Below are 18,623 nucleotides of genomic sequence, written 5' to 3' on the forward strand. Positions count from 1 at the left end.
AGGGGGAAAGTACTCCATGACTTCACACACGCCACGCTCTCTCGGAATTCTTACCCTCGAACGGGGGGTTCCGCCGGGCGCCAAGCCGCCGACGCCCGCTCCAGGCTCAATACTCAATCCGTCGTCGTTTGACTTCGTAACGATCCAGGAGATCGTGGCGGGAGCTTGGGTTGAAAATGTCGTTTCTGGTGATCCGGCACTCGAGCCGGCTTACATAGCAGCCGCCAATCGCTTGGTCGAACGAGGCGCTATCGCGATAAGCTCAACGTGCGGCTTCTCAATCCGACATCAATCGGCGGTGGCGGCCGCTGTCAAAGTGCCTGTTGTTATGTCAAGCCTGATCCTGTTGCCAGCACTGCTACGGCAAGTGCCGTCGCCGGGCAAAATCGCTGTCTTAACATATGACTCGAAGCATCTGAGCGAAGACTTGCTTGGGGTTGCTGATCCAGCCGAGCGGGCGCGGGTCGTGATTGGAGGCATTGAAGGCGGTAAGTATTGGCATGACGAGCTAAAGCGTCCAGCGCCACCAATGGACATTAAAGCGATCGAGTCAGATGTTGCCGACTGCATCGCACGGCTCCGGGGCGCGCATCCCGAGTTAGCAGTTATTCTGTTCGAATGCGCGGGATTTCCGACGGTCGCGTCCGCGATCCGGCGAACCGCGAACCTGCCCGTTTACGACATCACCGATCTTTGCCGGATGACAATGGCATCCATAGCCTGAGTTGCGCAGAAAAAGGTCGGGCTGGGTTTCCGAAATCAGTTCACATGACGCAGTGAGAGCTTGTGCGTTCAACTGCAATAAGAAAGGAAGTTACCTCATGACAATGCCAAAAGGACCGCAAGCGTTTCCACGGGCCGAGTATCTGCGAAGGCTGGCCCTTGTTAAGGCTAAAATGGAACAACGCGAGGTCACCTCGTTACTGATCACCTCCCCTGCAGATATCACTTATCTATGTGGTTACACAGCCAAGTCGGCGTACATTCCACAAGGCCTCGTCATCTCCTTGAAAGATGAAGAGCCAACTTTCTTGACGCGTCATATGGATGCGCCGGCGGCGGTGCATCAGACGTTTATGGAAAGGGACCGGGTAATTGGCTACCCCGAAGCTCTTATCGCTGACCCTGACAAGGACGGCTTCGACGCGCTAATTAATTTCCTGCGAGACGACGGCCTCGGTGGTGGGAGATTAGCGCTTGAAAACAACTTACTCTCGGCGAAGTTGATCGACAGGTTCCAGGCCGGGGCTCCGGGGACAAAATTAGCAGACTTCAGCAACGAAGTGCCCTGGATCCGACTGGTCAAGTCAGATCTTGAAATCGAGATGATGCGAGAAGCCGCCGCGATTACGGACGCAGGAATGCTGACAGGGAAAGAAGTAATGCGTCCGGGCGTAAGAGAGGCGGATGCTGCTGCAGAAATCATCGCGACGCTGGTTCGCGGCGCCAATGGCAAAGTCGGCACAGATTTGAGGCGAGTTTTCATTTGTGCCTCGCCGCGTTCGGGCACGGCGCACATTATCTGGACCGAAGATGTTTTCCGCCAGGGATCGCAAATTAACCTTGAGATGGGCGGTGTACGTCACGGTTATGTCTCGGCCCTGATGCGGACCTACTCGATCGGTAAGCCGTCAGATCGCCTTCGCCGGGTCCACGACGCCGAGGTTGCTGGCATGGAGGCCGCACTTTCTGCCGTCAAACCGGGCGCCACCTGTGGCGATGTCGCCGTCGCTTTCAACACCACGCTAAAGAAGCATGGGCTGGAGAAAGAATCGCGATGCGGCTATGCGATCGGGATCGACTGGACCGAACCTACGGCCAGCCTGAGGGAGGATGACCATACGGTGCTTCAGCCGAACATGACGTTCCACCTGATGCTAGGTAACTGGATCGACGAAGACTTTGGCTACGTGATCAGCGAAACGTTTCGCGTTACCGAAACCGGAGTCGAGACCTTCTCCGCACTTCCCCGGGAGATTTTCGAAATCTAACTTTCGGTTTTACGGCTTTCTGACTGCTCGACCTGCTGGTGTGCCATCGATCTTAGGAAAGCACATTAGCGGGTTTAGCATCGTCCGATATCGGTATTGGCACGGCGGTTTCGAACTGATCGCGTCGGATGCTTGCCGGGGCTTGGTCGAAAGCCCTGGCGATTATCTGCCCGACGCGGACTGACAGCGTGACAGCGGAGTATGGTTCGCTTTAACCACAACGGCCGTCACGAAGGTCCAGGAAGTCTACCATGCTCAAGGCGGATTGCGCTCACTGCGGATCTCGCTCGCAAGGCGGCACCAGTCTCTCGAGTTTTGCCCCTGGCGCGCAGCTTTGCCCTGTGTCACTCGACGGCACCTTGCGCGCAAGACGACCCGCACCACATTGTGTAGGCCTTCGGTGGGTGCCCGTCATAAACTATCAGGCAGTGGATATCGAACAGAAACTGATCCGCAGAACCAACGGAAGCTATGCGTCTAACGTTGCATTCGACGTGAAGCTGGCCGCGATCCGATCAGTTCTCGACCACCGTTCCGATTTGAGCAGCCACGATCCCAGTCCACTCCCTTCGCGCAGGATTTCACTATGAAAGAGCTTGACCGCGCGGACGTCGCAATTTTAGAGGCGGTCCAGAAAAGCAATCGCTTAACGTCAGAGGAACTTGCGGAGTTGGTGAACTTGTCGCCCACGGCTTGCCAGCGCCGCTTGAAGCGGTTGCGGGCAGAAGGTGTGATCGAAGCAGATGTGTCTGTCATTTCCCCGAAGGCCGTCGGTCGGCAAGTCACTATGATCGTGCTTGTTTCGCTTGAGCGCGAACGAGCCGACATAGTCGACCGGTTCAAAGCAGCGATACGAAATACCAGAGAGGTGATGATCGGCTATTATGTCACTGGCGATGCGGATTTTCTTCTGATTGTCACTTCAAAAGATATGGAATCATACGAGCAATTCACGCGGCGCTTCTTCTATGAAAACCATGACATTAAGGGCTTTAAAACGATGGTTGTCATGGACAGGGTAAAGGCGACTTTCGCTCTCCCGATCGAGTTGTAGGAGAGTGGTGAAAAACACCACTGTAAAACGGACGGATTTGAAGCTCGGAGTCACGTGCGAAAAAACGGTGATGCGCGGTAGCGGATGTACGGGAAGGTGCCGTTAGACGTCAAAAACCATTACCGGCGCCCCTTAAGAATAGGATGATCCTCAAGTATAGTCGTAGTACGCTTGGCACGTGTGCGATCAGAAGCCTGTGCCCGGTGCCGCTATCGTAGATATTCTGGCTGATCTGTGCGATGACAGGGCCGAGATCCGAATTGATGCCGGGGATCAAAGTCGCAGCAAGGACATCTCCCACGGCGGTTCCTCTAGGCGCAATTCGGCCCGCCCTCGCACCGCGTGAAGATCAGGCGGAGCGACCCGCTCGTCGCTGTGGAATGCCATGTGTGATTGCATTGTCGGTACATTTGCCAGAAATTCTGCCTTTCCCCCACAGGCTTCGTCTCTCGCCTCAACCGTGCGCAAACACCGTTGGCATTTCCGAAGCGCACTTTCCTTCGGGCGTGTCCGAGACTTTCAACGCGGACGTTTCGCGGGCCCGCTGCGTGCATGCGTACCAATTTATCACTCGATTTTCATAGGTTATACCAAGGCTTGATGACTAGAACTCATTGGCCCATTTTCTGCGCCCGATCGACATGATGCGCCAAGGCTGACGTTGAAGCTTGCGCCAGGCATCGCAGCAGTGATCGACGATGTCTTCGTAGGATGTGTACACACGGTTAGAGAGCCAGTTTTCGCGCATGAACTGCCAGAGATTTTCGACCGGATTGAGTTCGGGTGACTTCGCTGGCAGCGGTAGAATGGTGATGTTTTCGGGCACCATGAGATTGTTCGATAAATGCCAACCCGCCTGATCCATGACGAGGATGGCGTGGGCGTCATTGGCAACATGGCCGGATATCTCGATCAAATGCTGGTTCATGGCATGGGTATCGCACCATGGCATGACGAGGGCGGCGGCCTTGCCAAATTTCGGGCAGATCGCGCCGAAGATATAAGCGGATCTCGTTCGCTGATCATGCGGAGCCGAGGGCCGTGTCCCTCGTTTGGCCCATCGCCTGGCGATCTTATTCTTCTGGCCGATGCGGGCCTCGTCCTGGAACCAGATTTCTATTCGCTTGCCTTTAGCGGCCCCGGCGGCGATTTCTCCCACTGCGGCGGGAAAGTTTTTTTAAATTCCTCAATCGCATGCGGGTCCTGCGCATGATGCTTCGGTCGGGCAGTGAGTTTGCGATAGCCCAGGGCATTCAATTCGCGCCCAAGCGTCTGGCGGCTGATGGAGATACGATGCTCCTGCCAAAGCCATTGCGCCAGATCGACCAGCCGCCAGCGCACGACGCCATCGAGATAGGGAACGGGACCGTTCTCAACCGCCTCGACCAGCGCCTTCCGCTGCTGATCGTTCAACAAGGGCTCACGTCCCTTCGCCTTTCCCGTTTTCAGGCCATCTGGACCATGCAGATTGAAACGCTCGACCCAGTCACGGACAATTTGCAAACCGACCCCACCCATCGATGCTGCCTGGCTGCGCGAACCACCCTCGTAAATGATCGACAAGGCCAACAATCGGCGCGACCAATCCGCGTCACGGCTCTGCCTTGCCAGCCGACGCAGATCATCAGCCGTATAATCTCCACGAATGGTCAGCGCTGTTCCCATGGCGAAATCTCCTTTCGCCATCTTGAATCATGATTTGCCGGAAAATGGAATCGCGTGAGTCGTCCTCATCAAGCTCTGGTATTAGTGGAAATCATGCAAGTTGTTATGGAACTGGCGGTATTCCGCGTATGCTGCGAGCTTCAATCTTTTCAGGCGGTTACCTTTGCCAGCGCATTGTCGATCGCGCCGGTGATCCGATCGATCTCGTCGGCTGTTGCGATAAGGGCCGGCGAAAGGCATAGCGTATTATTTAGCCCGCCCTGCAGAGAGCGATTAGTGGCGCCGATAATCACCCCCTGAGCGAGGCATTCAGCGACCACGGCCTGAACGCGTTTTTCGTCAAGCGGTTCTTTTGTCTTTCGATCAGTTACTAGCTCAGCTCCGCAAAACAGTCCTTTGCCACGGACATCGCCGATGACCGCGTGCTTTTCCATCAGTGCGTTCAGGTTCGCCACGGTCCGCTCGCCCATCGCGACAGTATTCTCGATCAACCCTTCGTCCTCAATGATGCGCATATTCTCCAGCGCCGCGACCGGACCGGCGGTGCATCCGCCGAACGTCGAAATGTCACGGAAGTAGCTCATCGTATCCTCTGGCGCGTCTTTGAACTGTTCGAACACCCGCTCGGTGGTAACCGTGCAGGATATGGCGGCGTAGCCGGAAGCCAACCCCTTAGCCATGGTGACGATATCCGGCTTAATGCCATAGTGCTGGTAGCCGAACCATGCGCCCGTCCTGCCCAGACCGCAGACGACTTCGTCGATGTGAAGGAGGATTCCGTATTTTCGGCAAATCTCCTGAACGCGCTGCCAGTAGCCCTTAGGTGGTGTGATGACGCCCCCACCGGCCGTCACCGGCTCCAGCACAATCGCACCGACCGTGTCCGGCCCCTCCCGCAAAATCACTTCCTCAATCGCGTCAGCGGCACGTTCGCCGTAATTTTCGACATCCCATTGCTTCCGGTATTCCAGGCAATGGGGAACCATCACGAAGCCCTGTGGATAGGGGCCATACTGATCGGCACGCTGCGGCTGCCCAGAAGTGGCAAGCGTTCCAATCGTCGTGCCGTGATAATCGCGCTCGCGATAAAGGATTTTCCACTTCTTCCCGCCGTGATGGCGAGCCGCGATTTGGCGAACCATTTTATAGGCTTTCTCGTTAGCCTCGGAGCCGGAGTTGGAATAATAGACGCGGGAAAGGCCTGGCATCTTCTCGATTAGCTTGGCCGCAAAGAGCGCTGCCGGAACGTTGCCCGCAGCTCCGGCATAATAATTGAGTTTGACAAGCTGGTCGCGCATGGCATCGGCGATGCTCTCGCGTCCGTAACCGACGTTGACGGTCCAGACGCCGCCGGACACGGCATCAAGATATTCCCTTCCGTTGGTGTCCCACAGTTTCATACCCTTGCCCTCGACAAAGACCCGGGGATCAATAGTTTCATATTGTTTATGTTGGCTCAGATGATGCCAGACATGCGCGCGGTCAGCGCCAACCACGTGTGATAAGTCATTTTGTTTTAGGTCCTGGGACATCGAAGGCCTCCTACTTAATCCGCGACACCTTGCTTCAAAGCTTTAAAGCCGCTTCCGCTCCTGCGGGAGGCAGAGACAAGGAGAATTGCGTCGAGATCCTGCAAAGTTTGCTAAAATACGCAGGATCTTGGCGAGGGGGTTCTTAAACACCAGACAAGACGCAGATCGATCGCCCATGGTGGACATGCGTTGCCAAAACTTGATAGGAGCATGTTCCGATACAACAGGCCTCGGATGCAGTTCATACCGGCCAATGGACCTAGTCTGAAAACCCAAACGGCGCGTCCGTGCGGCGGCAGTAATCCGGCAGAATCTGTCGGCCGATCGGCGGCTCCGACCGGTGTCTTCAATTATCGCGCCGACAGAGGCGACAGGTAATCCCATGGTGTCGGCGTGAAGGGCGGACGATAATAGACGAGGCGCTCTTCGTGCTTTGCTTCACAAATCAATGCCACGGCCCGGTCGACCCTCGGCGTCCAAAGGTCCCTCCTCCAGAGCTGACCGTTCGTGAGGTCGAGAAAAACTGCTGGCCGTCCGGTAGTTCAGCCACTGCGTCACCACCGTTCTCGGCGTCGAAAAGACCTGATGCAAGGTCCAACTGGGCAACGGCCGCGGTGCTGGGCAAACGGGAAGTTCGCGCTGTCGAGACGCTTGGAAACATTGCCCGCAGCATCCATCCGGATGAAGAAAAATGGGATGCGCTCGTGTCCGGGCTTTTGCAGCGTTGTGAGCCGATGAGCGGTTCGTCCCAAATTGAAGCGCGATCGCCGCTATATCGTAGCGGCGCGCCTCTACCGCTTTAGCAAAAGGCTTGTAGGGCATGACCACGGCGGCAGCGAAGTAAGCGGACGCATCATCGAGACGACGCCTCGCTGCTTCTCTTGCCTTGACCGGCATCTGTGGGTCCTCGCCTTTGCAAGACCTCTGGTGGATCACAGACCAAATCGAACAGATGCGACCTATCACGCGACCGGTCAACTTGCGGCGGAACTTCGGCCCCCCTTTTGGCGGGCGGCCAGCACATCTCGAATCGAGAAGCTCGAATGGATCCGCAACACACCGGGCAATGTCGACAGAACCTCCTTGTGTATTCGCTCAAAAGCCCCTGCACTCTCGACGTCGACCCGCAGCATATAGTCTGATCCGCCTGTCATCAGATAGCATTCGCGGATTTCGGGATGCTTTCGGACCGCCGCTTCGAACTTGTCGAGGTAGTCTTCCGTTTGCCGTTCAAGGGTGATGTTGATGATGACGGCGATCGTTGCGTCTGAACTTGCCGTGTCAACGAGTGCCGTGTAGCCGCGGATCACCCCGGCATTTTCCATGATCTTGATGCGCCTAAGACAGGCGGACGGTGACAGCCCAACCTCGGTCGCGAGCTTCGCGTTGCTCATGCGCGCATCGACGCGCAGCAGCCTCAAAATGTTCCGGTCGATGTTATCAAGAGAGGACATGGCAGAATCTTTCAAAACGCAGCACATTCTGCGACTCTACACTGATCTTCGCCCATTTTGAGCGCAAATTCGCAGACTCTTTCGCTGATTATTTCATATCTTTTGCCCAGGCTAGGGAGCGGAAGATGGACAACCTTCTATCGGCAAAACATGCAAGTGCCGGCGTCGCCGGGATCGGGGCGACGGGATATCTGGTGATCGATATCGCAGCACTTTGCCGCAACTACGAGAAGCTTGCCTCGATGGTCACGCCGGGCCGCGCGGCCGCGGTTGTCAAAGCGGATGCTTATGGCCTTGGTGCGAAGCGCGTCTCGCGGGCGCTTTATGAACGGGGCTGCCGCCATTTCTTCGTTGCCCAGTTCATTGAAGCGCAGGAGCTCCGGCTTGCGCTCGCGCCCGATGCGCAAGTCTTCGTGCTGAACGGTTTGCAGCCCGGAACCGAGCTCGCAAGCACCGAGATGGATATTATCCCCGTTCTCAATTCTCTGGAGCAATATCGCCGGTGGTGTGCGACCGCGCGCTCGCTTAAACGCGCCCTTCCCGCAGTCGTCCAATTCGATACCGGCATGTCACGCCTCGGCTTCCCACCGGAAGAGCGCCCTGCACTCGCCAAGGCTCTGGATGAGCATGGCAACGTCGAAGTCCTGTTCATCATGAGCCATCTGGCCTCCGCCGATGAACTCGATGCGGCGCAAAACTCTGAACAGCTGGCGGAGATACGACGCATCGCCTACGAGTTCGCTGGCTTCGATATCTCCTTTGCCAATTCCGGCGGCGTGTTCCTGGGCGACGCTTACCACGGCGTGCTCACCAGACCCGGGATCGCGCTTTACGGCGGCGCGCCGACGGGCGGGGAGCCGAACCCTATGGAGCCGGTCATCAGTCTTGAGGTGGCGGTTGTGCAGACACGCACCGTGCCGGCGGGTACAAAGGTCGGTTATAACGGCGTTCATGTGACCGACGGCGTCACGCGACTTGCGACGATCGCTGCTGGCTACGCCGATGGTCTCCCGCGAGCCTTGAGCGGACGCGGTGCCGTCTATTACCAAGGCATCCGCCTGCCGATCGTCGGGCGTGTCTCGATGGACAGCATCACTATTGACGTGTCCGCCCTGCCTGAGGACGCATTGAGCCTGGGAAGTTTCGTCGAGGTCATCGGTCCGCACCAGTCGCTCGAGGACATTGCGCGCGACGCCGGCACGATCTCCTACGAGATCCTGACCGGCCTCGGCCAGCGCTATTATCGGCACTATCGTCAAGAGCCCTCGGCGGCTCAATCATTGGGGAAATCATGAAAGTTGTTGTACTGGGCTCCGGCATCGTCGGTGTCACATCCGCCTATCAGCTGGCAAAGGCAGGCCACGATGTAACGGTCATCGACCGTCAGCCGGGCCCGGCGCTGGAGACGAGCTTTGCCAATGCCGGCCAGGTTTCATTCGGCTATTGCTCGCCCTGGGCAGCACCCAGCATTCCGATGAAGGCGCTGAAATGGCTGTTCATGGAGCATGCGCCGCTGATCCTGCGCCCGAAGTTTGATGCGGCCATGCTCTCGTGGCTGCTCAAGATGCTTTCGAACTGCACCTCGGAACGGTATGCGGTCAACAAGAGCCGCATGCTGCGCCTGGCGAACTACAGCCGTCTGGCGCTTGCTGAGCTGCGCGCAGAAACAGGGCTCGCCTACGACGAAGGCATGCAGGGCACCGTGCAGCTCTTCCGCACGCAGCAGCAGCTCGATGCCTCTGCGAAGGACGTAAAGGCACTGGCGGCCGACGGTGTACCTTATAAAGTGCTGGACCGGGACGGTTGCGTTCGGGTCGAACCGGCGCTTGCTCATGTCCGCGAGAAATTCATCGGCGGGCTGCTGACGCCGAAAGACGAAACCGGCGACTGCTTCAAGTTCACCAATGCGCTCACCGAAAAGGCGACAGAGACAGGCGTCCGCTTTCTCTTCAACACAACGGTCAAACGTCTCGACGTCGAAGGCAACCAAGTACGCGGGGTCGTGACCGGTGAAGAGCGGATCGCGGCTGATGCTGTGGTCGTCGCGTTCGGCAGTCATTCGCCGACGTTCCTCAAGCGCTATGGCATCAAACTGCCGGTCTATCCGGTCAAGGGCTATTCGCTGACGATCCCGATCACCGATGGCTCGCGCGCCCCGAAATCGACTGTCATGGACGAGACCTTTAAGATCGCGATCACAAGGCTCGGTGACCGCATCCGCGTCGGCGGCATGGCGGAAATTTCCGGCTACACCAACGACCTCGGCCAGGCACGCCGGCGCACGCTGGAGCACTCGGTGACCGACCTCTTCCCCGGCGGCGACGTTTCCCAGGCGACCTTCTGGTCCGGACTGCGACCCATGACGCCCGACGGCACGCCGGTCATCGGCCCGACCAAGATCAGCGGCCTTTATCTGAACACCGGACACGGCACGCTCGGCTGGACGATGAGCACCGGCTCGGCCCGGGTGATCAGCGATCTGGTGAGCGGCCGTCAGCCTGAAATCGACGCCACCGAACTCGCCGTCGCCCGCTACGCCTGACGCCACCCCCAACAATTTTTATGGAGACATGATATGATCACCGCTATTTCCACCGCCGATGCCCCCGGCGCTGTCGGCCCCTACTCCCAGGCCATCAAGACTGGCGACCTCCTGTTTGTGTCCGGACAGTTGCCGATCGACCCGGCCACCGGCGAGTTTAATTCTGACAATGCGGTCAAGCAGGCCGAACAGTGCCTGAAGAACATGGCCGCGATTGCCAAAAAAGCGGGCACCGAGCTTTCGAAGACGGTGAAGACCACGGTGCTGCTGACCGACCTTGGCGATTTCGCGGAGGTCAACCGGGTTTACGCCAAATTTTTCTCCGAGCCGTTTCCGGCGCGGGCCTGCTATGAGGTGAAAGCTTTGCCGAAAGGCGCCAAGGTGGAAATCGAGGCCGTCATAGCTGTCGGCTGAACTGTCGAGCCCATCACACAGCGTATAGCCGGAGCGGTTGTAGGATCGCTCCGGTTCTGTCGTTTGACGGGGGAAGAAACGGGCAAGGCCCGCTTGAGGAGGAGGACGCCGTGACCCTTACGCAGGCGCTCAAGAAGCATATCAAGAATACCAAAACGTTCGGCGATCTTGCAGCAGCCGCTGACGCGATCGAAACCTCCAGACGCTTTCCAGTTCACAATCCCTCTACCAGTGAATTGCTGGCGGAGTTGCCGGACATGCAGGCCTCTGATGTAGCGCTCGCAATCGACCGGGCTGACGCAGCACGAGAGCGTTGGGCGGGTGTGACCGCGCGCGAGCGCTCAGACATCCTGTGGCGATGGCACCAACTGATTGTCGATCACATCGATGATCTCGCCGCTATTCTGACCTGCGAAATGGGCAAGCCGCTTGCCGAGGCGAAGTCAGAGATTTCCCATGCTGCGGCGTACGTCAAATGGTACGCGGAAGAGGCGAACCGCATCTACGGCGAGACGATCCCGGCGCCATCCACTGACAGACGGCTGCTGGTGATCAAGCAGCCTGTCGGCGTCGTCGGCGCGATCACGCCCTGGAATTTTCCGGCCTCGATGGTCGCGCGCAAGATTGCGCGCGGCGCTGGCAGCCGGCTGCACGGTTGTCCTCAAGCCCGCGGAACAAACCCCGCTTGTCGCGGGCTCCATGGTCGCGCTTGCCCGGATGGCCGTTTTTCCCGGGGGGTGCTCAATCTGGTCTATGCGTCGGACGGCGATGCCGTCGGCAAGGAGCTTTGCTCTAACCCAAAGGTTCGCAAGATCAGCTTCACCGGCTCGACGGAGGTCGGCCGGCTGCTGATGCGCCAATGCTCCCAGCAGATCAAGCGGATCAGCTTTGAGCTCGGCGGAAACGCGCCGTTCATTGTGTTCGACGACGCCGACATCGATGACGCCGTCGATGGTGCTATCCAGGCCAAGTTTCGGAATGGTGGCCAGACCTGCGTTTCGGCCAATCGTATTTACGTGCAGGCCAGCGTCTTTCACCTGTTCTCCGAGCGGTTCACCGAGCGCGTCAGGAGGCTGCAGGTGGGCGACGGGTTCAAAGCCGACACTGCTATCGGTCCTCTGATCGATGGCCATGCCGTCGCAAAAATTGAAGCGCATGTCGACGATGCCGTCAAAAAGGGAGCGATGGTTCGCTGCGGTGGTCGTCGGATCGGCGCGAAGGGGACATTTTTCGAGCCGACCGTGATAACCAATGTCGTCGGTTCGATGCGGATCGCGCAGGAAGAGACGTTCGGTCCGCTGGCGCCGATCATCCCGTTTCGAAGACCCGGAGCAGGTAATCCGGGAAGCCAACGACACCATCTACGGTCTCGCGGCATATTTCTACGCTTCAAACCTCAAACGCGTCTGGTGGGTGGCCGAAGCGCTGGAATATGGGATGGTCGGCATCAACACCGGCCGCATGTCATCGGAGGCCGCACCCTTCGGAGGCGTCAAGCAGTCCGGCATTGGTCGTGATCTCGGCACGGCCTTGAGGACTATCTGGAACTGAAATACCTTTGCATGGTGGTCTCTAACGCCTGTTGCCGCCCTCCAACTTCGACGCCGGGTTCGATGATGTTGGAATCTGGATCACCTCAAAAAAGAGGCTGCTGTCGACCCATGTCCTACGGCAGCCAAGTCGCTTGGGAGGCGAATTCAAAACCCCAAGCCATCGGTCGAAGAACCGAAGGCACTTTTGACAGGTAGCAGATCAGATCCCTATCGCTTCATAGGCATCGGCGATCTGTCGGATCGACGCGACATAGGCGGCGGTCCGGTAATCACCGAGTTCCGGTTGCTCTTCGATGAGGTCGGCGATGCGTGTCCAGGTGTTGCGCATAACGTCTTCCAAACCCGAACGAACCAGATCGATTTCAGCGCCACCTTCTAGGAACTCGTCACGGATATCGGCGGGGAACTCCTTGCCCGTCATGCGTTCGAGGGCTGTTGCGATGGTCTGGTTGCGCCGCTCGCGCCGGCGCCGCTCCATCAGCCGAAGGGAATATGCGTCAGGTTCTTCACCCACTCGAAGTAGCTGACGACGACACCGCCGGCATTGACGTAAAGATCGGAAGAATGGTGACCCCACTGGTGCGCAGGACCTTGTCCGCCTCGATGGTCACCGGGCCGTTGGCCGCTTCGACGACCAGGTTCGCCTTGATGCGCTCCGCATTGCCTGCATGAATGGCATTTTCCATCGCCGCCGGAATGAGGACGTCGCATGGCTGCTCGATGCCTGACATATCGCCGGGAAACGATGTAGCGCCTGCAAAACCGAGGATGCTGCCGGTCTTGATCTGATGCTGCTTCAGCGCCTCAATCGACAGACCATCGGCATTGGTGAAATAGCCATCCCGTTCTGCAACGACAGTTATCCGAGCGGCATCCTCTTCGGAGAGGAACTTTGCCGCATGGTAGCCGACATTGCCGAAGCCCTGGACGATCACCGCCGCCCCCTTCAGGTCACGCTTGCCATTCAAACCGGCAGTGCGAGGATCCCGAGATAGCTCTGGATGGCGAACTGCACGCCCCGGCCGGTGGCTTCGGTGCGTCCGGCAATGCCGCCCTTCGACAGTGGCTTACCGGTGACGCAAGCGCGAGCGTTGATGACATCGGTCGGGTTGGCACGGCGGAACTCGTCCATCATCCAGGCCATTTCCCGTTCACCCGTGCCGATGTCGGGCGCCGGAACGTTGACGCCGGGGCCGATCAGGCCACGCTTGTTGAGCTCCTGGGAAGCGGCGGGTGATGCGCTCGAGCTCCTGCGGCGTCCATTCGCGCGGATTGATCTTCAGCGCGCCTTTCGAGCCGCCAAACGGCACATCGACCAGCGAGCATTTGAGCGTCATCAGTGCTGCCAGCGCCTCGACCTCTTCCGCGTCGGCATTCGACGCATAGCGAATGCCGCCCTTCACCGGTTCGCAATGCTCGCTGTGCACCGATCGCCAGCCGATGAAGCTGTACATGCGACCGCGCAGGCGAACGCCGAACCGAACCGTATAGGTCGAGTTGCATTGCATGATCCGCTCCGAAAGCCCTTCCGGCAGCTCGAGGAACGTCATGGCGCGGCGGAAGTTCTGGTCAACGCTATCGAGAAAGCCCGCGGAGCTCGTCTGTTCGACGTGTACTTCCGCGTTGTGGGACTGCATTCACTGGAGGTTCTCCTTGTTTGGTCGTTCGAGCCCTGTGCTCAGCTCAGCAAAATTCTTTGGTCTGCATTGCGCACCAGCAGGGCGTAGATCAGCGTGAACAGCCGGCGGGCGGTATCGTTGTCAATGTTCACTTTCGCTGACACCGGCTTTTCAGCAGTTCGGCGGCCTCGTTATGGACGCCGCGCCGGCCCATATCGATTGCCTCAAGGCGCTCAGGGCCAGGGTGGCGGATGGCGTCGTAGTAGCTCTCGCAGATACGGGTGTAATCCTTCAGCAACCGGCGGAAGGGCGTCAGCGACAGGTAGTGACTGACAACATGCTCGCCCTGGTCGTCGGCGACATGTAGGGCCAGGCGCCCGTCGACCGCTTCGATCCTGAGGCGATAAGGTCCACCGTCGTGACCGACTGGAATGAATGTGTTGGATTCCAGGAGGTCGATGACCGCGAGCGCTTGCTCCCGCTCAATTCTCGCGTCCCGGCCACTAAAAGACCGGTCAAGCGATACGTCGCAGAGACGGTACTCGGCGGAGGCCATGACCCTGCCCTCCCCTCACATCGCTTCCACGCACAAGGCGACACCCATGCCGCCGCCGATGCAAAGTGTCGCCAGACCCTTCCTGGCGCCGCGTCGCTTCATTTCGAAGAGCAGCGTGTTCAGTACGCGGGCGCCGGAGGCACCGATTGGATGGCCGATGGCGATCGCGCCGCCATTGACGTTGACGATGTCGGGGTTCCAGCCGAGGTCCTTGTTGACCGCGCAGGCCTGGGCGGCGAAAGCCTCGTTGGCTTCGACGAGTTCGACATCGCCGATCGCCCAGCGGCTTTCGCCAGCGCCTTGCGCGAAGCCGGGATCGGGCCGGTACCCATGACCTGCGGATCGACGCCGGCGGTTGCCCAGGAGACGATGCGGGCGAGCGGCTGGATCCCGCGCTTGGATGCCTGTGCTTCGGTCATCAGCAGGGTGGCGGCCGCGCCGTCATTGAGGCCGGAGGCGTTGCCGGCGGTGACCGTGCCGTCCTTGTCGAAGGCCGGACGCAGCTTAGTCATGTGTTCGAGCATAGAGCCATGTCGGATATATTCGTCCTGATCGACGGTGACGTCGCCCTTGCGGGTCTTGACAATGAAGGGAATGATCTCGTCGGCAAAACGTCCTGCCTTCTGTGCGGCCTCGGCCTTATTCTGCGAGGCGAGGGCAAACGCGTCCTGCTCTTCGCGGCTGAGCTGCCACTGGCGGCGACGTTCTCGGCGGTGATGCCCATGTGATAGCCGTAAAAGGCGTCGGTCAGGCCGTCCTTGATCATGGTGTCGATCATCTTGAAGTCGCCCATCTTCACGCCGCCGCGAAGATGCGCGCAGTGCGGCGCCATCGACATGGACTCCATGCCGCCGGCAACAATGATGTTCGCGTCACCCGTCGCAATCTGCTGCATGCCGAGAGCCACGGCGCGAAGGCCCGAACCGCAAAGCTGGTTCATGCCCCAGGCGGTCTTTTCCTGAGGCACACCCGCCTTCATCGCGGCCTGACGCGCGGGTTCTGGCCCTCGCCGGCCTGCAGCACCTGGCCGAGGATCACCTCGTCGACCTCGCCTGCTTCGACACCGGCACGATCGAGCACACCCTTGATGACGGCGGCACCCAATTCGTGTGCCGGCGTGTTGGCGAAAGCGCCGTTAAAGGATCCGACCGCGGTGCGGGCGGCGCTGGCGATGACGATCGAAGGGGTGCTCATGGTGGTCTCCTCTATGGTCCTTGCGAAGCCGGCAAAGACCGGCTGCACGTTTCGGCAATAAGCCACAGGCCTAGTTGACGATAGTCGCCTCGGTGGCGCTGCGGATCTCGCCGTCGGTGACGCCCTCGGCAAGCTCGACAGCTTCAGTCCTCCATCGACGACGTCGAGCACACCGAGATTGGTGATGATCCGATCGACGACGCTCTTTCCCATCAGCGGCAGGGTGCAGGCTTTCAGCACCTTGGATTCGCCGGCCTTGTTAGTGTGGTCCATGACAACGACCACCCGCTTGACGCCGGCAACCAGATCCATCGCACCGCCCATGCCCTTGACGAGCTTGCCGGGATCATCCAATTGGCGAGGTCGCCGTTCTCCGCCACTTCCATGGCGCCGAGGATCGCCATGGCGATCTTGCCGCCGCGGATCATCGCGAAGCTCTGCGCTGAATCGAAGAAGGCCGAATGCGGCAATGCCGTTACCGTTTGCTTGCCGGCATTGATGAGATCGGCGTCAATCTCACCCTCGGTCGGAAAGGGACCGATGCCGCGCAGGCCATTCTCCGACTGCAGCGTCACGTGGACGCCCTCAGGGATGTAGTTGGCGACCAGCGTCGGAATGCCGATGCCGAGATTGACGTAGGTGCCGTCTTCGAGTTCCCGGGCAGCGCGCGTCGCCATCTGGTTTCTGTCCCAGGCCATGTGTTTTCCCCCTGCCCTCAAGCCGCCGCACGAGTGGTGCGCTGTTCGATGCGCTTCTCGTGCTGACCCTGGATCAGGCGATGCACATAGATCCCGGCCGTGGATGTGGGGGATCGGGATCGAGGCTGCCGACCGCACGATTTTCCTCGACTTCGGCGACGCAGATCTTGCCGCAGGTCGCGGCCGGCGGATTGAAGTTGCGGGCCGTCTTGCGGAAGACGAGATTGCCCGAGGTATCCGCCTTCCAGGCCTTGACGATCGACAGGTCGGCGACGATGCCGGTCTCGAGAACGAAGACCTCTCCGTCAAAGAACTTGAGTTCTTTTCCTTCGCAACGACAGTGCCGATGCCGGTCTTGGTGTAGAAGCCGGCGATACCGGCCGCCGCCGGCGCGCATGCGCTCGGCAAGCGTTTCCTTGCGGATTGAACTCGAGCTCGAGTTCACCGCTCAGATATTGCCGCATGAACTTGGCGTTCTCGCCGACATAGGACGAGATCATCTTTTTGATCTGCTTGGTCTTCAGAAGCACACCAAGGCCGAAATCATCGACACGCAATTGTTCGAAGCGATCGTCAGCTCCTTGGTGCCAGCTTTGCGGATCGCGTCGATCAGCAGTTCCGGAATGCCGCAAAGGCCAAAGCCACCCGCTGCAATGAACATGCCGTCGAACAGCAGGCCCTCTAGCGCCGACGTCGGATTGTCGAAGATTTTGTTCATTCTCCCCCCGCTAGGTTCGTCTGTTGCGGCGCCGAGGCGCCGCCTTGATTCATTCACTTGGGTTTCAAAGTCCGGCAGCGGTATCAAACGGCTGCTAGGTCTCTTCACCCACGGTTGATGCAAACGACCTTCGGCTGAGTCATCTCTTCATAGGCGAAGTGCACGCCTTCTCGTCCCATGCTGCCATACTTGGAGCCGCCGAAAGGCATGGCGTCGAAGCGGTAGTCCGAGCTATCGTTGATCATCACCCCGCCCGCCTCGATCCGGTTTGCCGCATCGAGTGCGACATTGAGGTTATTGGTGAAGATGCCGGCATGGAGGCTGTAGTCAGGATCGTTGGCCAGTTCGATCGCATCATCTAGCGTCTCGAACGGTGCAAGCATGACGACCGGCGCAAACACTTCCTCGTGCCACAGGCGGCAGGTCACCGGTGTGCCCTCCAGCACCGTCGGGTGATAGAGCGATCCCTCGCGCTTGTGACCGCAGAGCAGCTTTGCCCCGGCGACAATGGCGTCGTTGACGGCTGCTTCGGTGCGTTCGGCCACCTCCTTCGAGATCATTGGCCCGACATCCGTGTCCTCTCGCAGCGGATCGCCGGCAGTGAGTTTCTTCGTTGCTGCAACAAAGGCATCGCGAAAACGCTCATAAAGCTCCGCCTGCACAAGAATGCGCTGGGCACCGATACAGTTCTGCCCCGCCGCCCAAAAGGCGCCAGAGACGCAGCCTTCAACCGCTTTGTCAAAGTCGCAGTCGTTCATGACGATGACCGGAGCATTGCCGCCAAGCTCCATCGCGAGTTTCTTGAGGCCGGCTTTGCGGCTGATCGCTTCTCCCGTGGCAAACCCGCCGGTAAACGACACCATGCGCACATCCCGCGCAGAGACCAGGGCCGTGACGATTTCTTGATCACCGTGAACGACGGTAATGATCTCCGGTGGCAGGCCCGCTTCCACCAAAGCGTCGACAAGGTTGATCGAGGAAAACGGCGTCAAGTTCGACGGCTTCAGCAGCACGGCGTTGCCGGCGGCAATCGCCGGGCCAAGTTTGTGCGCAACCAGGTTCAGCGGATCGTTGTAGGGGGTAATCGCGGTGATGATGCCGAGCGGCTCGCGGGTGAACCAGCCCTGGCGCTGTTCCGAGCCGACATAGGCATCAAACGGCACGATCTCGCCGGCATTGCGCCTTGCCTCTTCGGCAGAAAGTTTTAGCGTGTTGACGCAGCGAAGCACTTCCTTGCGCGCCTGAATAATCGTCTTTCCGGCCTCGCGCACGATGGTTTCGGCAAACGCTTCACGGCGGCTCTCGATGATCCGCGCAGCGCCTTCGAGGATGCTGGCGCGCTTGTGTCTCGGCAACTTGCTGGAGAGCGCCGCGCCGCGATGGGCGCGGGCGAGCAGTTCGGCGATTTCGCCTGCAGCGGTGGCCTCAACCGTCCCCAGCACAGACCCGTCATAGGGGCTATGAACGGTGATAGGCGCCAAGCTGGTGGTGATATGAAGTTTGGCAGCGGTCATAAGCCGGCTTCCTTTTGCGTGATGATGCGCCATTCTGTGCGACGGTTGAGTTTATCGGTCAGGGCAAGGAGAATTCCCTGCCCTGCTCTCAATTTGATCGATGTGTTTTGCTAGCGGTC

14 protein-coding genes and 6 pseudogenes are annotated in these 18,623 nt (G+C 59.1%); 7 read left to right on the forward strand and 13 right to left on the reverse strand.

Going from position 1 to position 18,623, the window contains the following annotated elements:
• Positions 1-16: 16 nt before the first annotated feature.
• The 3 genes from CCGE531_RS35145 (at position 17) to CCGE531_RS33345 (ending at position 3,045) form a co-directional block, all read left to right on the forward strand.
• Positions 17-724, forward strand: coding sequence for a hypothetical protein (locus CCGE531_RS35145; protein ID WP_245459634.1), 708 nt, complete (start codon positions 17-19; stop codon positions 722-724).
• 97 nt (positions 725-821) lie between these two features.
• The gene (locus tag CCGE531_RS33340; protein WP_120671125.1) at positions 822-1,991 is read left to right on the forward strand and encodes a Xaa-Pro peptidase family protein; all 1,170 of its coding nucleotides are present in this window, start codon (positions 822-824) and stop codon (positions 1,989-1,991) included.
• Positions 1,992-2,577: 586 nt separating this feature from the next.
• Entirely contained in the window at positions 2,578-3,045 is a 468-nt protein-coding gene (locus CCGE531_RS33345) for an Lrp/AsnC family transcriptional regulator (RefSeq protein ID WP_120671126.1), read from the forward strand.
• 604 nt (positions 3,046-3,649) lie between these two features.
• Here the strand turns inward: CCGE531_RS33345 and CCGE531_RS33355 are convergent.
• From CCGE531_RS33355 to CCGE531_RS33370, 4 genes and pseudogenes are all read right to left on the reverse strand, one after another.
• Positions 3,650-4,731, reverse strand: a protein-coding gene (locus tag CCGE531_RS33355) for an IS630 family transposase (protein WP_120669925.1) whose coding sequence is annotated in 2 segments (ribosomal slippage) — positions 3,650-4,192 and positions 4,195-4,731 — 1,080 coding nt in all. Because the reading frame shifts where the segments join, the coding sequence is not laid out codon by codon here.
• A gap of 128 nt (positions 4,732-4,859) precedes the next feature.
• A complete protein-coding gene (gene tpa, locus CCGE531_RS33360; RefSeq protein WP_120671128.1) occupies positions 4,860-6,242 on the reverse strand; it encodes a hypotaurine--pyruvate aminotransferase Tpa in 1,383 nt (460 codons plus the stop codon).
• Between the two features lie 259 nt (positions 6,243-6,501).
• Positions 6,502-7,091 (reverse strand): annotated as a pseudogene (locus tag CCGE531_RS33365) (DUF2083 domain-containing protein); the annotation flags it as partial.
• Positions 7,092-7,216: 125 nt separating this feature from the next.
• Positions 7,217-7,696 carry an Lrp/AsnC family transcriptional regulator gene (locus CCGE531_RS33370; protein WP_120671129.1) on the reverse strand — a complete coding sequence of 160 codons (480 nt, stop codon included), beginning with the start codon at positions 7,694-7,696 and terminating at the stop codon, positions 7,217-7,219.
• Between the two features lie 125 nt (positions 7,697-7,821).
• On the opposite strand from CCGE531_RS33370, the gene alr reads away from it, so the two are divergent.
• From alr to CCGE531_RS33390, 4 genes and pseudogenes are all read left to right on the forward strand, one after another.
• Complete coding sequence (gene alr / locus CCGE531_RS33375) at positions 7,822-8,991, forward strand: alanine racemase (protein WP_120671130.1); 1,170 nt, start codon at positions 7,822-7,824, stop codon at positions 8,989-8,991.
• Positions 8,988-10,238: a D-amino acid dehydrogenase gene (locus CCGE531_RS33380; protein WP_120671131.1), complete on the forward strand. Its 1,251-nt coding sequence runs from the start codon at positions 8,988-8,990 to the stop codon at positions 10,236-10,238. Before alr ends, CCGE531_RS33380 begins: the two co-directional genes overlap by 4 nt.
• Positions 10,239-10,271: 33 nt before the next feature.
• A complete protein-coding gene (locus CCGE531_RS33385; RefSeq protein ID WP_120671132.1) occupies positions 10,272-10,652 on the forward strand; it encodes a RidA family protein in 381 nt (126 codons plus the stop codon).
• A gap of 140 nt (positions 10,653-10,792) precedes the next feature.
• A pseudogene (locus tag CCGE531_RS33390) lies at positions 10,793-12,217 on the forward strand (NAD-dependent succinate-semialdehyde dehydrogenase); the annotation flags it as partial.
• Positions 12,218-12,404: 187 nt separating this feature from the next.
• Here the strand turns inward: CCGE531_RS33390 and CCGE531_RS35360 are convergent.
• The 9 genes and pseudogenes from CCGE531_RS35360 to CCGE531_RS33420 form a co-directional block, all read right to left on the reverse strand.
• Positions 12,405-12,719 carry a glutamate dehydrogenase gene (locus CCGE531_RS35360; protein WP_348633863.1) on the reverse strand — a complete coding sequence of 105 codons (315 nt, stop codon included), beginning with the start codon at positions 12,717-12,719 and terminating at the stop codon, positions 12,405-12,407.
• A complete protein-coding gene (locus CCGE531_RS35365) occupies positions 12,712-13,173 on the reverse strand; it encodes a hypothetical protein (RefSeq protein ID WP_348633864.1) in 462 nt (153 codons plus the stop codon). Before CCGE531_RS35365 ends, CCGE531_RS35360 begins: the two co-directional genes overlap by 8 nt.
• Positions 13,170-13,349, reverse strand: coding sequence for a hypothetical protein (locus CCGE531_RS35370; protein ID WP_348633865.1), 180 nt, complete (start codon positions 13,347-13,349; stop codon positions 13,170-13,172). The genes CCGE531_RS35365 and CCGE531_RS35370 overlap by 4 nt, the downstream gene beginning before the upstream one ends.
• A 7-nt stretch (positions 13,350-13,356) precedes the next feature.
• Positions 13,357-13,842 carry a Glu/Leu/Phe/Val dehydrogenase dimerization domain-containing protein gene (locus CCGE531_RS35375; RefSeq protein WP_348633861.1) on the reverse strand — a complete coding sequence of 162 codons (486 nt, stop codon included), beginning with the start codon at positions 13,840-13,842 and terminating at the stop codon, positions 13,357-13,359.
• A gap of 41 nt (positions 13,843-13,883) precedes the next feature.
• Positions 13,884-14,380, reverse strand: a pseudogene (locus CCGE531_RS33400) (UPF0262 family protein).
• A 15-nt stretch (positions 14,381-14,395) separates the two neighbouring features.
• A pseudogene (locus tag CCGE531_RS33405) lies at positions 14,396-15,574 on the reverse strand (acetyl-CoA C-acetyltransferase).
• 70 nt (positions 15,575-15,644) lie between these two features.
• Positions 15,645-16,272: pseudogene (locus CCGE531_RS33410) on the reverse strand (3-oxoacid CoA-transferase subunit B).
• Between the two features lie 17 nt (positions 16,273-16,289).
• A pseudogene (locus CCGE531_RS33415) lies at positions 16,290-16,990 on the reverse strand (CoA transferase subunit A).
• 104 nt (positions 16,991-17,094) lie between these two features.
• Positions 17,095-18,504, reverse strand: coding sequence for an aldehyde dehydrogenase family protein (locus tag CCGE531_RS33420; RefSeq protein WP_120671133.1), 1,410 nt, complete (start codon positions 18,502-18,504; stop codon positions 17,095-17,097).
• Positions 18,505-18,623 lie beyond the last annotated feature (119 nt).

The sequence above is a fragment of the Rhizobium sp. CCGE531 genome, from assembly GCF_003627795.1.
Taxonomy (GTDB): Bacteria; Pseudomonadota; Alphaproteobacteria; order Rhizobiales; family Rhizobiaceae; genus Rhizobium.

What these genes read in the sequence shown, in the direction of transcription:
- alr (WP_120671130.1), top strand. Translation starts at nt 7,822, where the DNA reads ATGGACAACCTTCTATCGGCAAAACATGCAAGTGCCGGCGTCGCCGGG.
- tpa (WP_120671128.1), bottom strand. Translation starts at nt 6,242, where the DNA reads ATGTCCCAGGACCTAAAACAAAATGACTTATCACACGTGGTTGGCGCT.
- CCGE531_RS35375 (WP_348633861.1), bottom strand. Translation starts at nt 13,842, where the DNA reads ATGCAGTCCCACAACGCGGAAGTACACGTCGAACAGACGAGCTCCGCG.
- CCGE531_RS33380 (WP_120671131.1), top strand. Translation starts at nt 8,988, where the DNA reads ATGAAAGTTGTTGTACTGGGCTCCGGCATCGTCGGTGTCACATCCGCC.
- CCGE531_RS33345 (WP_120671126.1), top strand. Translation starts at nt 2,578, where the DNA reads ATGAAAGAGCTTGACCGCGCGGACGTCGCAATTTTAGAGGCGGTCCAG.
- CCGE531_RS33370 (WP_120671129.1), bottom strand. Translation starts at nt 7,696, where the DNA reads ATGTCCTCTCTTGATAACATCGACCGGAACATTTTGAGGCTGCTGCGC.
- CCGE531_RS35370 (WP_348633865.1), bottom strand. Translation starts at nt 13,349, where the DNA reads ATGGCCTGGATGATGGACGAGTTCCGCCGTGCCAACCCGACCGATGTC.
- CCGE531_RS35145 (WP_245459634.1), top strand. Translation starts at nt 17, where the DNA reads ATGACTTCACACACGCCACGCTCTCTCGGAATTCTTACCCTCGAACGG.
- CCGE531_RS33420 (WP_120671133.1), bottom strand. Translation starts at nt 18,504, where the DNA reads ATGACCGCTGCCAAACTTCATATCACCACCAGCTTGGCGCCTATCACC.
- CCGE531_RS33385 (WP_120671132.1), top strand. Translation starts at nt 10,272, where the DNA reads ATGATCACCGCTATTTCCACCGCCGATGCCCCCGGCGCTGTCGGCCCC.
- CCGE531_RS33340 (WP_120671125.1), top strand. Translation starts at nt 822, where the DNA reads ATGACAATGCCAAAAGGACCGCAAGCGTTTCCACGGGCCGAGTATCTG.